This is a genomic window from Desulfosarcina sp. (assembly GCF_046496365.1).
Classification (GTDB): domain Bacteria; phylum Desulfobacterota; class Desulfobacteria; order Desulfobacterales; family Desulfosarcinaceae; genus Desulfosarcina.
Window position 1 is genome coordinate 1 of record NZ_JAWOHB010000072.1, and the last position, 14,834, is coordinate 14,834.

Here is a 14,834-nt window from a genome sequence, read left to right on the forward strand (position 1 = left end):
GATATCAAAATTGAAAAGCCCCGTTTTGTCGGTGACACCTTCCAAGATCAGCTGGTCCTGGCTGTCATAAACAAGCACCTTGCCGCCCTCCACGGGTTTGCCGTCGGAAAATAGCTCTCCGTATAAATTTTTCCACCCTCGGCGTAGGCAAACAAGTTGACTTTGTGCGCCAGCGCGGTTCCGCTGAGCAGCAGTATCACAAACGTGGCGACAAGCAAAAATTTAATTATCTTCATGGTGGCTCCCGTCTCTTGCCGTTAAAAAACCAGCGCCCTACCAAATAGCGAAGGGCGCTGGATGGGGGTTGGACAAACCGCCTGCGCCTATTTCATGTCAAGGGTGTGCACCCAGAAGACCGCGCCGATTTCCACGCCCTTCTCCTGTCCATCGTGCTTTATTTTCCAGTCCGCTTCGTTCAGCGCCGCAAATCCCCACCATCCGGCCCTGGGCATGGCGTAGCTGAAAACACCTTTGGCATCGGCCTTGACCACCTGCGTCACGTATGGATCGGACGGGGGCACAACAGGGCTTTTATTGTCCGGGGACGCGTTGAGATACTCGACCTCCACCTCGGCAAAGGGGACCGGCTTGCCTTTTAGCAGCACCTGGCCGGTGAACAGATTCCCGGTCCACAAGCCGTAGGGCCTTGTAAAAGGAATGATTTCGGTTTCCAATTCCACGTGCTGGTCCCAGCCTTCCTCGAGCCCCAGCGCATTGACACAGACCTTGGTATAGTGAACGATGAACACGTCTTCGGCGGGCTCCCAATAGGGTGTGGGCTCGACATAAAACGTGTAGTCACCGGGCCTGCGAATCTGGAAATCCGTTTTCCAATAGGCAAACGAATTTTCCTGATCCGGGCTCTTTCCCTTGGATGCCTGAAGCGTGTCGAGCAAATCGGTCTTTTTCCCGCCATGCATCACGCCGAACTGTTTGGGTTTGACCATCTCCATGTAGTGCCCCTCCATGGGGTGGATGAACCTGACCTGAACCGCCACGGTTTTGTCGTCATCCTGAGTTACGATGTCGTCCGACGGCGTAATCGTACCGAAATGGGCCGATGCCGGATTGGCTGCCACCATTATCCCCATTGCCATCATTGCGAATAACATAAAACGTTTTGTATGCATCGCCGCTGTCTCCTTTACAGGTGTTTTGGAATTTTTGTTGATTGTCAGAATTCAATGGCAAGCTGAGCGGTAAGGGTTTCCACCTCCTGGAAATCGTCTTCGTACTCGTCGTGCAAGTATTCCAGGGCCAGATTGGTGTTTTCGAAAAATCCCCAGTTAACCACGATGCCGTACTGGGTTTCCGACAAAAAATCATTCCCGCCATCATCGGACCCACCATAACGAACGGCCAGTTCCAAGCGGTCGATGATCATCGCGCCAAGCTCAATGTTCCAGGCTGACAGATCGCGTTCCTTTGTCTCCCCTGGGTCGTAGATTTCACCAGCCCTGAATGAGTCAAGTGCACCGACATATTCAGCGATGATTTTGAAACGCTCCAAGAACGCATAGCTGACATAAGCACTCCAGCCGCCCACCAACGAATCAAGGTTGTCGGGATCGACAACGGCTTCGTTAAAGCTATCCGAGCCGGCCAGATTCGAGTTATACGATGCGCCAAACGTCAAGCCTTCAAGGGGATTCACTGCAACACTTGCGACAAAGCTGTCTATCACATCATCATCGCCGGTTTCCTGAGCGCCGCCATTGAAAACCCCGGCTGCAATATGGACCATTTCACCTCCAAATCGATAACCGGCCACAACCGCCCCTTCGTTTGTTTCACCCAATACCAAAGTTGTCGGATCGGTGACAAAATGACTGTCAAAATTGCCAAAAGGGATGTATTGCCGCCCGGCGATCAAATAAGCGGGAAACGCCTCCGTACCGGTCAGGGTGATGAAGCCTTCATCCATAAAAACGTCATCCTCCTCGTATTTAAACAACACATGCCCGTCAACATGATCGACAATTTTGACGTCCACATCCAGTTCGACGGTTGCCAAGTCCACATCGCTGGTTTTCTCATCTGCCTCAGCGGGGTCCTCGAAATCGATTTTTCCGTACCCGGCTTCGACTTCAATCAACCCGCTGATCTGCAGGCGGTCGTACCACCGGTCACCCTCAACTGTTCGGCCGATCGCCTGTTCCAAATGTTCAATGCGGTCTTCGATGCTGGTGACGCCGCCGGCTTGGGGTTCGGTTGATTCTTCCGCCCCGGCGGCCGAAAGCATCCCCGTCAAGCATAACCAGACGACGGTAGCCATCCCCAACAAAACTGCCTTGATCGTTCGAGCCTTCATCCTTTTCCCTCCTCCTTTTATTGCACCTCACATGTGATTAAGCATTTTCCTCAGGTTTTCCGAGAAATAAAAAAGCCACGAGGTCGTCCGTGTTCCAAACGGAGAAGACCTTCGTGGCTTAAATATTCCGAAAAAAAATTACGTATTTTGTTTGTTATGCAGGCTTCAGCCTGTTCATTGAGGACGGTTTTTAACCCCAATACACGATATAGTCAACAAGTTTATGCGTCGTCATCCATGGGATCGAGCGCAGCAATGAAGCCGATTTGCTTCGACAGCGCATGGTTGCCTGAGCAACGGGTCCAAAGACCTTCTCGGCTGTTTAAAATGCCTCTTTTTACAATGGGCATAAATTCCTTTGAGTATGATTTGCCGTTTGAGAAGTCGCTTGTAAATATCAGGAATCTGATCTTCCATGGCCGGTCTTAGAGCCCTGACGTCAACAGGGGCTGCATTTCCTTCAACCGCTGTCCACTGCTTGGTTTTGTAATTCAATGCAATTGAGAATCGCTCCTGGCCTGATTTATCCAGTTCCTTGTCTGTAAAAAATGTCAAGGTTGTGTCGGTACATGAAAGCGGTCAACCCTGTTGGAGTTCACTGCAAACTGAACAAATCCACCATCTCCTGCGGCTTGATGTCGAACATTTTTCTGAAGCCGTCGGTGATATGTTTGCGAACGTTGTCCAGATGGATGCAGAGTGCCTGCCGCAGTTCTTCTGTATTTCTGCCGGCCAGCGATTTGAAAATGTGCACATGCTCTTTCAGGGAACTGTCCGTTATGCCCATCAGAATAAGGTTGCGGGTGTATTTGAGCAGCAGCATGTCGAAGAGTTCCTGCAGCATTTTCAATTGGATGTGGCATTGGGAGATCGACGCCAGCGTCAGGTGGAACTTCATGTCCGTCATCAGCCGGTTGTAGTAGTTTTCCTCATTGACCGCCTTGCGATAGGCATCAAAGGCGCCTTCCAGGCGTTTAAACGACTGATCGTCCAGATGGTTCATGATTTCCGGGACAAGGGAAACTTCCAGCAGAAGCCGGGTGTCATAGATTTCCGTGATCTCCTTCAGGCTGACCTCGTTGACGAAATAGCCGCGGTTGGCTTCGTGGCTGACGATGTTTTTGAATTCCAGCCACTTCAGCGCATGAATCACCGGCGTGATGCTGACGCCGATCTTGTCGGCCAGATCCTGGTATTTGATTTTCTGTCCCGGAAGTATTTCGTTGTAGAACAGCATCTGCCGAATGCCGTGGTAGGCTTTCTGCGCCAGGTCGATCTTTTCCGCTTTTTTGTGCTGTTTTTTTTCTGCCATGCAATCTCCGATTCAAATAACAAGGATGATGGTTGGTACGAAGCGAAGCCTGTCGAAACGGCTTTTCATATGATAATCTTTTATAAAATTGTTAATTAAATTGCAATCCAGGAATTGGGATGGATCTGGATAAAATAACCCAACTCATAACGGTTACGAATTTTATAAAATAGATAATAAATATTTTAGGCATTCAACCAAGACGAACGTCATAAATGGTATAATCTACATATATCATTGAATAATCTAAATTGATGAATTTGAATTATACTTTCTTGACAAATAAATTTTTGAAGTTTAATGATGGAGTTGATTTTATTTTCTTTTTAATAATAAAGGAGGCTTTTTATGCAGTGGAAAATCATTAAGGCAATGGTGTTCCTGTCACTGGCGGTTGGGCTGGCGGTTGGTGTCCCCAATGCATCGCGGGCGGAAGAACTCAGCCCCACGACCCTTTCATGGGTGGCGGGCGGTGTGGGCGGGGGATGGTATGTCCAGGCCGGCGGCATCGCGGCGTTGATTTCGGAAAAGGAGCCCAAACTGACGGTCAAGGTGGTCCCGGGCGGTGGCCTGGTCAACCCGGTGCGGGTATCCAACGGTAAGGACGACCTGGGGTGGGGAATCACGTTTGTGGACAAGATGGCCTTGAGTGGCATGGCGCCGCTTTATGAAAAAGCCAATCCCAATGTCCGATCTCTGGGCGGCATTTTCGGAACCTACTACGTTCATTGCATGGCCGGCAAAGACCAGGGGGTCAAATCGGTTGCGGAGATGGCCAAGGCGGTCAAGGATGGCAAAGCCTTCAAGGTGGCCATGCCCATGAAGGGTACCTCGGATCTGCCCCTGATTGAAAATATTCTGAAATTCAACGGGATTTCGGCCGCGGATATCGAAAAGGCGGGCGGCAAGGTATTCCAGGCCAATTACGCCGACATGGTCAGCCTGTACAAGGACCGCCATGTCGATTTTGTTTTCACGCACCTGGCGCTGCCGGCCTCGGCCATCACAGAAATGCTGGTCAGCCGAAGCGGCGTTCTGCTTCCGCTTTCCGATGACTGTATCGACACCCTGGCCAAGGATCTGGGAACCCTACCGAGGTCGTCCGGAAAACAGATCATCCCCAAGGGGACTTACGCGGAGCAGGAGAGCGACGTTGCCACCGTGGTCAGTACCGGCGAACTGCTGGTCGGAAGCCATGTGACAGACCTGGTGGCTTATACCATCACCAAAATCCTGTGCCAGCATGTAGAAGAACTCCACAAGATCAACAACGCCAACCAGACCTTCATTCCGGAAAAGGGATGGGTCAGTGTTGCGGTTCCCCTGCACCCGGGTGCGGATAAGTTCTATAAAGAAGCCGGATACAAGCAATAACCTTCGGTTTTCCATATTCATGTCCATGTAGATATTGCACATGGGAGGTGCCGCAGGTCGGTGGACCCGGAACGTGCCTGGGAACCACCGACCTGCGGCACCGGACGCTTCGATTGGAATTGCTGTGCATGGCGCAGGGACCCAAACCAGCGGACACCGAGATGGAGGGAACCCGTTGAGAGAATTATCCGGCTGGAAAAGAACGGTGATCGGCGCATGGTTGACCGGGGTCTCGCTGTTTGCGATTTACACGGCCACCTTCGGTGTCATGCAACCGAGGATTCAGCGGGGGATTCACCTGCTGTTCCTTCTGCCCATGGCCTTCGTTCTCTTCCCGGCCTCCAAGCGGACGTCGAGGAAGACCATCCCCGCCTATGACTGGATAATGGCGTTTCTGGCGCTTCTGCCCCCGCTCTACCTGATCATCAACCGGGATGCCCTGAGCACCCGCCTGGAATTTATCGACCCGCTCACCTGGATGCAATTGGGCTTGGGCGCCCTGAACGTCCTGCTGCTGCTCGAGGCGATCCGGCGGGCCGTGGTGCCGGCCATGTCCATCCTGATCGTGGCCTTTCTGGGATATCTTCAGATCGCACCCTGGCTCAGTGGTGTCTTCTTTTCCAAACCCCTGCCCGTGTCCGAACTCATCGAAATGCAGTACCTCCTCACCGATGCGGGCATCTATGGTTCTATAACCGGTATTTCAGCCACCTTCGTGGCCCTTTTCGTCATCTTCGGGGCCTTCATGGAGAGTACGCAGACCGGCAAATTCTTCACCGACCTGGCCTGCCGGCTGGCCGGCCGAAGCAGGGGCGGACCTGCCAAAGTGTCGGTGATCAGCAGCGCTTTTTTCGGGTCCATCAGCGGCGTGGCGGCTGCGAACGTCTATGCCACCGGCACCTTCACCATCCCCATGATGAAAAGGCTCGGCTTTCGACCCCAATTCGCCGGGGCGGTCGAAGCCGTGGCATCCAGCGGCGGGCAGTACATGCCGCCGATCATGGGCGCCGGGGCTTTCGTCATGTCGGAAATCACCGGTATCCCGTATCTGCAAATCTGCGTGGCGGCCGCCCTGCCGGCCTTGCTCTACTACACAAGTCTGATCATCCGGGTCCACTTCGTCGCCATAAAACAGAACATCGAGGGGCTGGGCGAAGAGGAGCTGATGCTTCCGCTTTCCGTGATCATCAAGGATGCCTATCTGCTGACGCCGCTGGTGTGTCTGATCGCGATGCTCCTCTACGGGTATTCGGTCTTCATCGCCGCCATGGGGGCGATCACGACATCCTTTGTGATCAGCTTCTTCAAAAAGAAGACCGCCATGACCCCCCGAAGACTTCTCGAGGCCCTGCGATCGGCCGGCGAGAAGATGGTCATGATCGCCCTGGCCTGCGCCGGGGCCGGCATGGTGGTGGCCATCGTGACCCATACCGGGCTGGCGCTGGGCATCGCCTCGGTGATCAGTCACTGGTCCGGCGGATTTCTTCTGCCGGCCCTGCTGCTGATCATGATCACCTCCCTGATCCTGGGCATGGGCATGCCCTGCACCCCGGCCTATATCATTGCGGTCACCATCGGCGGACCTGCCCTCGTCGCCCTGGGCACCGACATTCTGCCGGCGCATTTGCTGGTTTTTTATTATGCCATCCTGGCTGAAGTCACGCCGCCCGTATGCATTCCGGCTTACTGCGCAGCCTCCATCGCCAGGTCGGAGCCGCTGAAAACCGGATTTGAAGCCTTCAAGCTGGCCATTCCGGCTTTTTGCATTCCCCTGATTTTTACCTATAACCAGGCGCTTCTCCTGAAAGGGAGCGTCGTGGAAATTGCTTCCCTGGCGCTGACGCTGATCATCGGGGTCATTTTGCTTTCCGCCGCGGTTACCGGATTCTTTGTCAAGCGTCTCTCCATGCTCATGAGGGCCATGTTGGGGGCGGGAGCCGCGGGGGCGTTTATCCTGTGCGCCCACCGGGAAATGCTCGCCCAGCCGGTCATACTCCTGGCCGGCGCTGCGATCATTGTGGCCTTTTTGTTCTGGCGTTTTTCCCGTCGGCGCAGGCTGGCTCCGGTGACAAGCGTGAATTGAACCGCGATAGCGAGCGCATTCCCCGCTGCTTGCGGCGGGGTCAGTGAGCGAACGGGGAGGATTCAATCCATCCGCACAGTGGTGAAAATGAAATCAGCACCCATCGTGGTCATCGGCGGCGGTGTGATTGGCACCTCGATCGCCTATCACCTGGCCCGGCGCAACCTGCGCGTGATATTGCTGGAACGCGGCGATTTAGCCGCCGGCAGTTCTGGGGCTTGCGACGGCCTGGTGTTCCTGCAGTCTAAAAAACCGGGAATCCATCTCGAACTTGCCATGCAGAGCCGCCGCCGGTTCGAAGAGCTGGCCCGGCGCCTGCCCGTGCCTTTTGAATTCAAGGCCACCGGCGGGATGGTGCTCATTGAAACCGAAAGCGAATTGGCCGCCATGGAGCAATTCGTCCAGGCGCAGCAGCAAATCGGCCTGGATGTCGCCCTGCTGGATGCCGCTCGACTCCGGCGCTTGGAACCCCATCTTTCCGAACATCTTCTGGGCGCCACCCATTCACCCATGGATGGCCAGGTCAATCCCATGGCCCTGACGCTCGGGTTTGCGCTGGGCGCCAGGGCCATGGGGGCGCGCTTGATAACCGGCGGGCCGGTGCGCGGTATCGAGATCACCGGCGGCAGGGTATCGGCGGTGATAACGGGTGCCGGGCGGATCGAGACCGAAGTGGTCGTCAATGCGGCCGGCGCCCATGCCCCTGACATCGGAAGCATGGTGGGGCTGGTGATTCCCATCAAACCCAGACGCGGACAGATCATCGTCACCGAGGCCTGCCCGCGCATGATCCGCCACTGCATGATCTCGGCCAAGTACATTGCGGCCAAGTTCAACCCCGAGATCGCCCGGGGCAACGGGGAAGGAATCTCCATCGAGCAGACCGAAAACGGCAATTTCCTCCTGGGATCCACCCGCGAATTCGTCGGCTACGACCGGCGCACCACCACCGGCGGTCTGCGGACCATTGCCGCTCAGACAGGCGCAATCCTTCCGGCGCTGGCGCGCACGAACGTCATCAGGTCCTTTGCCGGCCTGCGTCCCTACACCCCCGACGGGCTGCCCATCCTGGGCCCGGTGGCGGAGGTTCCCGGGTTCATCATGGCAGCCGGGCACGAGGGCGACGGCATCGCCCTGTCGCCCGTCACCGGCGAACTGATCGCCCAGCTGATCGCCACGGGAAAAAGCGATATTGCGCTGGATGCCTTTCAGCTGAGCCGCTTCAAGAACGCAAACCACACAACGGAGGCCGCCCATGGGTGATCTGCGGATTGTTTCACCGGCGCGCGGTCGGGCGATCACGATTGTGGTCAATGGGCGCGCCTGTTCCGCCGTCGAAGGCGAAACTGTCCACGCCGCCTTGTGGGCCGCTGGCATCCGGGGACTGCGCAGAACCGCCAAAACCGGTGATCCCAGGGGCATCTTCTGCGGCATGGGGGTCTGCTACGACTGCCTGGTCACCATCGACGGCGTGCCCAACCAGCGGGCCTGCATGACCCTGGTGGAAGACCGTATGGAGATCCGGATCGATGAATAACCGGCATCAGGTGATCATCGTGGGCAGCGGGTTGGCCGGCATCGCCGCGGCGGAACTGCTGTCCGGACACGGGCTCGATCTTCTGGTAATCGACGACAACGCCCACATCGGCGGGCAGCTGCTGCGCAACCCGCCCCATTACTCCCGCGTCCGCCGGTGTTTCGAGCCCGACCGCCTCAAAAGCAGGGGCCTGCGGCTGGCGCAGCGGATTTCGAAACAAGGCGTTCATTTTCTCCACCGCACCCAGGTGTTGGGAATCTATCCGGAACGCACCGTGCTGGTGGAAGCGCCGGGCGGCCGTGTATCCGAACATCAGGCCGACACGATTGTGCTGGCCACCGGTGCGCGCGAGCGGCATCTGCCCTTCAAAGGTTGGACCTTGCCGGGGGTCATCTCTACCGGGGCCGCCCAGATCCTGATGAAAAGCTCGGGCATCCTCCCGGGCCGCAGCACGTTGATCGGCGGCTGCAGTCCCTTGATGCTGGTGCTGGCCGCCGAAATCGCATCCCATGGCGGCGGCGTTCAGGCGGTTCTCGATCAAAGCCCCCTGGCCGGGAAGATCGACGCTTTGTTCGCCGGGCCGGCCATCTGGCCCAAACTTCTGGAAGGTGCCTTCTATCTCCTGGACCTTGCCGCCCGGCGGGTGCCCGTGAAACAGGGCGTGCGCATTGTCGAGGCCAGAGGGAGGAGCGAACTAACGGCCGTTGTGTCGGCGCGCACCGATTCCGGCGGGCGCATCCTTCCGGGAACCGAGCGGATTTATCACACGGACACCCTGGCCGTCGGGTATGGCTTTTCGCCCAACATCGAACTGCCGCAGCAGGCCGGATGCGCCATATCCTACGCCGCCGATAAAGGCGGATGGATCGTGGATGTGGACCCCGCCATGGCCACCTCGGAGCCCGGCATCTATGCGGCAGGCGAGACCACCGGCATCGCCGGCGCCGGCAAATCGTTCATCGAAGGCCAAATCGCCGCCTGGGATATTCTCTTGAAAACAGGGCGGGTGGATCGCCGGTGCCATGGCCGCCATGTCCCCCCGTTGGCCCACCTGCGGCGGCATCAGGTCCGCTACGGCCGCTTTTTGAATCGCCTGTGCCGGCCGGCGCCGGCGTGTTATGCCGATATCCCCGACGAGACCATCATCTGCCGCTGCGAGGAGGTCACCATGGATGAAATCCGCAGGCAGCTGACCCGGGGGTTTTCTACTCTGAACGGCATCAAACGGGCAACCCGGAGCACCATGGGAAATTGCCAGGGCCGCACGTGCGGCCCGATTCTGGCGGACATTATCGGCGCGTTGACCCACCTGTCGCCGGAGGCGGCCGGATGTCCATCGGCACGCGCACCTGTAAAGACGGTTGCCCTGGGGGCCCTGGCCAAGCTGCCGGATTGTCGCTCAGGACACCAGGACTGTGTTCAGTGCTGAGCCGGGGGGAGTGTTGGAATATGAGCGCAGCCACGCACGGCAGCAGAAATTCACCGCTGATCGGCATTCTGATGCTGGATACGACCTTTCCACGGATCAAAGGCGACATCGGCAACCCGGATACCTTCTCCTTTCCCGTTGTGCATCAGAAGGTCCATGGCGCTTCTGTCCAGAAACTGGTCATCGAGGCCGATACGGGCTTGATCGATGACTTCATCGCAGCCGGAAAAATCCTGGTGGCCAAAGGGGTCAACGCCATCGCCACCAGCTGCGGATTTTTAGCCCTGTTTCACCGCCATCTGGTGGAAGCACTTCCGGTGCCGGTTTTCTCCTCCAGCTTGCTGCAGGTGCATCTGGCCCAGGCCCTGATCCGCCGCAATCAGAAAATCGGCATTATCACCGCCCGTCGATCCTCCCTGACCGATGCGCATCTGGCGGGGGTCGGCATTCAGCATTATCCATCGGCCATCATCGGCATGGAGCACGCCCCGGAGTTCAGCGCCGTCTTCATCGGCGGGAAAGCGACCCTGGACCAGGGGCAATGCCATCGGGAAATGCAGGCGGCCGCAGAACACTTAATGCGTGAACATCCTGAAGTCGGGGTGATCGTTCTGGAGTGCACCAACATGCCGCCCTTTGCCAATACGGTGCGACGGGCGACCGGTTTGCCAGTGTTCGATGTGGTGACCATGGTCAATCATGCCCACAGTCTGCTGACGTCGGGATGAGTGGGAGTAAGAGTAATGGGGTCATCCATTGTGACCAAATATGTTCAGGGTTAACCCCCGTTTGCAGGTCATCGAAAATAATACGCTTATTTATTTGCGTGCGTCTATGCCCTCCAGTCGATTCATTGTAAAATCGCCGAAACGCATAGACGCGATTTTTACCTTTCCATTTGAACCTTAACCGGCACAGCCCTGGTGATGGTGTCGAAAACCGGTGAGTAGGTCGGACCCAACTGAACGATTTCTTCAAGCTTTTCAGGTGGCGCATCGGCATCTATTTTTACAGACATGCGGATTTCTTTATAGCCCCTGGGGACATCGTCCCGCATGCCCAAAAACCCTTGAAGGTCGATATCCCCTTCAAGTCTAGATTCCATCGAACGGATGGCGACCCCTTTGGCTGCGGCATGGTAAACGATAGATGTGGTCACACAGGCGGCCAAGGCAGTGAGTGCATACTCTACTGGGTTGGGACCCAGATCTCTTCCTAAAAGAAGAGGCGGTTCATCCGCGTCGAGTACAAACGGTTCTTGGTGTTTGTGATCCTGCTGAGTTCCATAGAAGTTCTTGATTGTGGTTCGGTTATGACCGCCGCCCATCCACTGGTTGTCGGCCTTGAATTTAAAGGTAGCAATCACCGGCGCTTTTTTGATGGCATTGATGGTCCCAAACAATTCATCAACATCAACGCCATTAACAACGTTATTCACCTCTATATTTTTAGCTGCCTGTTCCATTTTATGATTCTCCTTTTGAGTTGGTTTTTTTTCGCAACCTTTCTTTGCGGTTGACAGCTATGAGAGCATGAGGCATGCCAACTGAAATTAATTGTGATTTTTTCAATATAAACATGATGATAGGCTTACGGAATGGTTGAATACAAGGACAACGAAATTTCGTCGGTAACGAGATTTCGTGGCTTAAAACGACGAGATGTCGTTAGGATGCGGGGAAGTCACTGATGGGAATTATTTAGCAGTCAAAGGCTGATAGGGGCGCTTTATCCCCATGGCCTTCATTCTTGACTGGAAGGTTGATGGGGGTATGCCCACCAGTTGTGCAGCTCCCTTTTTGCCACCAATTTTCCATTGTGATATTTTTAATGCCAGCAGAAGATTTTCACGCTCCTGTTGTTGAAGCTGCCGGATGGTTTTTATGCCATTTTCCGAAGGCGTCTGTTTTTCGAAATTTGTGGGGTTCATGTGCCCTGGCAAGGCGTGGTCAAGGTTGAGACGACCCTGACGTGCAGTGATCACGCCTCGCTCAATAACATTTTGCAACTCACGTACATTGCCGGGCCAGTCATAGTCTTTCAGCCGCTCGACGCACTCAACACTGAGCGGATCGATCTTTCGGCCCATGCGGGCTGAAAACCTGTGAACGAAATGCTCTGCAAGCAAGCGGATGTCGTCTTCCCGCTGCTTTAATGGGGGTATGTTGATGGGAAATACATTGAGCCTGTAGTATAAATCCGTTCTGAATTTTCCCTCCTGAACCGCCATCGAAAGATCGCTGTTCGTTGCGGCAATCACCCGCACATCCGTTCTGCGGGTCTTTGAACTTCCTACCGGGTCGAACTCTCCCTCCTGTAGTACCCTCAACAGTTTTGCCTGCAGTTCTTTGTTCAATTCACCCACTTCGTCAAGAAAGATAGTGCCGCCATCGGCTAGTGCAAAGCGTCCCTCTCTGCGCTTGGTGGCACCAGTAAATGCCCCCTTCTCGTGACCAAAAAACTCACTTTCCATCAGTGTTTCCGGAATAGCTGCACAGTTCACGGTGATAAGCGGACGATCTTTCCGCTTGCTGGATGCGTGGATTGCACGTGCGATCAATTCTTTTCCCGTGCCTGTCTCGCCGCAGATTAGAACGCTTGTATCCGTAGAGGCAACATCAGCCGCAAGTTGAAGTGTTTTTCGAAACGCCTTACTTTCCCCGATTATTTCGCCCAGGTTGTAAAGCGATTGAATTTCATCTTTCAGGTATTCAGTTTCATCGCGCAGGAATTCGATCATTTTCTGAGCTTCATAACGTTCGTTAACATCCCTTAAAATAAGAACATAAGTATGCCTATCAGAGCTATCGATTTGAGATAGGGTGGCTTCTGCCTGAATCTTTTTCTTATCAGCACTCAAGGCTAACAGCCCCTCGGGGACCCAGACACTTCGTTGATCTTTCGGGTGAAGCTTCAATTTACGGATGATTTTATACAGCCTGTCGATATCTTTAGATGTTGCAAACTGCTCGAAGGATCTGCCTATGCACTGATCGCGCTGGCAGCCAAATATACGTTCAGCCGCTGGATTCATCATCAAAATATTGAATTTGTCATCCAACTCGACAATGGCATCCATTGCCCCATTAAACAATCCCTCCAGTTTCTCCTTTTGCACTCGAACTTCAGATTCGGCTCTCAAGCGCAGCAGTTCGGCAGTGGCGCGGGCTGCAAAAATCTGAAAGAGTGCCAGGTTGAGAAACGATTCCGGCATCGGGCGGGTATGCAGGACGGCCAGGTTGCCCAGAACGCTTTTTTCTGGGCTCAGGAGGGGATACCCCATGTAGCTGACGGCTCCCATTTTGGGTAAATCAGGGTCGCCGGGAAACAGCTGAACCACATTTTCCGGTATATGCAAGTGAGTCTTTTTCCGGATAGCGGGCTCACAGGGGGTACCCACGATGTCATACTCATAGTGATCAATATAATCTTTTCCCAGCCAAAAGGCCAATGCCCGCAATCGTTGCACCTCTGGAAGGTATTCTGCCACCCATGCGCCGTGGGTCCCCAGCGCAAGGCTGATATTTTTTACAAGCACCCGGAAAAACCGTGTGCCCGTTTCAGATGCCGTTCCTTCCACCAAGGACCGCAATATAAAATCTTCATTTATATATGAATCAGTCGGACTCATTTTGATTCCTCCCGGAATGAACAAATCGGCCCAATATTGATAGAAACGTTTGCCAAAAGTGTTGGCTCGCCGCTGTACAGGGCTGTATTTGAAAATCAAACCAAAAGGATGAAAGCTGGCAGGCTGCTGAATATTAGCGTTACATGGCACCCTTACCGTATCTACCTTGAGGGACAGCTCCGCGGCGGCTTGATCTGGTGTCAGTATAGCGTTTCGTCATTGACTGTCAACGTCCGCCTTCTACTCCATTGTCCCCTCAACGTGTGGGTCCGGCGCCGTCAGCGCCGATATCCTCAACGCTCTTGTTGACCCATTGATTTTGTTCTTGCGAGAATTTCTGTCGCATGGCTTCGACTCTCCTTCGATTGACCCCAAAATCAGAGTATCCAACGCGTGAGGCGGAGCGGACATGGATAACTTCATCTTTCACGTCCATCCTGAACTCTATGTCGTCCACGAATCGGAATAGTCGTGTCTTGAAGATGGCCCAGATGTAGCCGCTGCCTTCTTGCTCAATGACTCCACCCTTGTCCTGAATAGAACGCTTCAGGCACATCCATGCTGTTTCGGGTGTGCCTGTGAAGGTGAGCGGTTCAATCTGGGACGGCCCGGCATCATCTTCGCTTGATATGCAATTAGGGCGTCTTGGACAGGGTGACAGTTTGCCATCGGTCATACCGAGCGGCCTCTTGCCTTGCGAAGCGCAGGACACGGCGAACATCGCCAAAACAATCAGTGCAGGAATCAGCAGGTACATGCTCGTTTTCGCAATCATCTCGTCAACTCCTGTTCCGCACGCCGACGTCGAAGCTCAACGGCTAACGAAGGCCGTGCACTGGCTTGAAGGGTTTGGCATTTCAAGATCTGATCCCTTCGTTCGTGAATGCCTTTCCCGAATTGTCAGGGACGTCGAATTGTCGGCAAAAGGGGCAGATCATTCGGTCCGGTTCCTATGCAGCATCAGGTATTCGGTTTTGATTGGAATGATTCAACGCACTCTTCAATCGCCTTACGAACCGGTGTGTAGGATATTCCTAATTCCCGTTCCGCTTTGGAGCCATCGGCCCTGAATCCGGTCATTGCGTTGTGGACAAAATCAATGGATAAGCCCCAGGCTGGAGGATTTTTTGTAAGGTTTGCCAATGCTGTCAGAAAGA

The 14,834-nt window shown here is 54.7% G+C and carries 13 protein-coding genes; 6 read left to right on the forward strand and 7 right to left on the reverse strand.

From position 1 onward, the window contains the following. Positions 1-323 precede the first annotated feature (323 nt). From R6V78_RS06180 to R6V78_RS06190, 3 genes are all read right to left on the reverse strand, one after another. Positions 324-1,130 carry a DUF4198 domain-containing protein gene (locus R6V78_RS06180; protein ID WP_410288464.1) on the reverse strand — a complete coding sequence of 269 codons (807 nt, stop codon included), beginning with the start codon at positions 1,128-1,130 and terminating at the stop codon, positions 324-326. 44 nt (positions 1,131-1,174) lie between these two features. Further along, positions 1,175-2,311 carry an LbtU family siderophore porin gene (locus R6V78_RS06185; RefSeq protein ID WP_410288465.1) on the reverse strand — a complete coding sequence of 379 codons (1,137 nt, stop codon included), beginning with the start codon at positions 2,309-2,311 and terminating at the stop codon, positions 1,175-1,177. A gap of 595 nt (positions 2,312-2,906) precedes the next feature. Next, entirely contained in the window at positions 2,907-3,623 is a 717-nt protein-coding gene (locus R6V78_RS06190; protein WP_410288466.1) for a GntR family transcriptional regulator, read from the reverse strand. Positions 3,624-3,971: 348 nt separating this feature from the next. On the opposite strand from R6V78_RS06190, the gene R6V78_RS06195 reads away from it, so the two are divergent. From R6V78_RS06195 to R6V78_RS06220, 6 genes are all read left to right on the forward strand, one after another. Next, positions 3,972-4,997 (forward strand): TAXI family TRAP transporter solute-binding subunit, encoded by a 1,026-nt coding sequence (locus R6V78_RS06195; protein WP_410288467.1) that lies wholly within the window; start codon positions 3,972-3,974, stop codon positions 4,995-4,997. A gap of 175 nt (positions 4,998-5,172) precedes the next feature. Then, the gene (locus R6V78_RS06200; protein ID WP_410288468.1) at positions 5,173-7,080 is read left to right on the forward strand and encodes a TRAP transporter permease; all 1,908 of its coding nucleotides are present in this window, start codon (positions 5,173-5,175) and stop codon (positions 7,078-7,080) included. A gap of 87 nt (positions 7,081-7,167) precedes the next feature. Next, on the forward strand, positions 7,168-8,343 hold the full coding sequence (locus R6V78_RS06205) for an NAD(P)/FAD-dependent oxidoreductase (RefSeq protein WP_410288469.1): 1,176 nt from the start codon (positions 7,168-7,170) through the stop codon (positions 8,341-8,343). Continuing rightward, a complete protein-coding gene (locus R6V78_RS06210) occupies positions 8,336-8,617 on the forward strand; it encodes a (2Fe-2S)-binding protein (RefSeq protein ID WP_410288470.1) in 282 nt (93 codons plus the stop codon). Before R6V78_RS06205 ends, R6V78_RS06210 begins: the two co-directional genes overlap by 8 nt. After that, positions 8,610-10,046 (forward strand): FAD-dependent oxidoreductase, encoded by a 1,437-nt coding sequence (locus R6V78_RS06215; protein ID WP_410288471.1) that lies wholly within the window; start codon positions 8,610-8,612, stop codon positions 10,044-10,046. The genes R6V78_RS06210 and R6V78_RS06215 overlap by 8 nt, the downstream gene beginning before the upstream one ends. 20 nt (positions 10,047-10,066) lie before the next feature. Continuing rightward, on the forward strand, positions 10,067-10,774 hold the full coding sequence (locus tag R6V78_RS06220) for an aspartate/glutamate racemase family protein (protein ID WP_410288472.1): 708 nt from the start codon (positions 10,067-10,069) through the stop codon (positions 10,772-10,774). Between the two features lie 158 nt (positions 10,775-10,932). Here R6V78_RS06220 and R6V78_RS06225 read toward each other — a convergent pair whose 3' ends face one another. The 4 genes from R6V78_RS06225 to R6V78_RS06240 all read right to left on the reverse strand — a co-directional run. Next, positions 10,933-11,511, reverse strand: coding sequence for an OsmC family protein (locus R6V78_RS06225; protein WP_410288473.1), 579 nt, complete (start codon positions 11,509-11,511; stop codon positions 10,933-10,935). Between the two features lie 231 nt (positions 11,512-11,742). Continuing rightward, complete coding sequence (locus R6V78_RS06230; RefSeq protein WP_410288474.1) at positions 11,743-13,827, reverse strand: sigma 54-interacting transcriptional regulator; 2,085 nt, start codon at positions 13,825-13,827, stop codon at positions 11,743-11,745. Between the two features lie 106 nt (positions 13,828-13,933). After that, a complete protein-coding gene (locus R6V78_RS06235; RefSeq protein ID WP_410288475.1) occupies positions 13,934-14,452 on the reverse strand; it encodes a DUF1499 domain-containing protein in 519 nt (172 codons plus the stop codon). 185 nt (positions 14,453-14,637) lie between these two features. Beyond that, positions 14,638-14,834: hypothetical protein (locus tag R6V78_RS06240; protein ID WP_410288476.1), on the reverse strand; the 197-nt coding region annotated here is incomplete at its 5' end.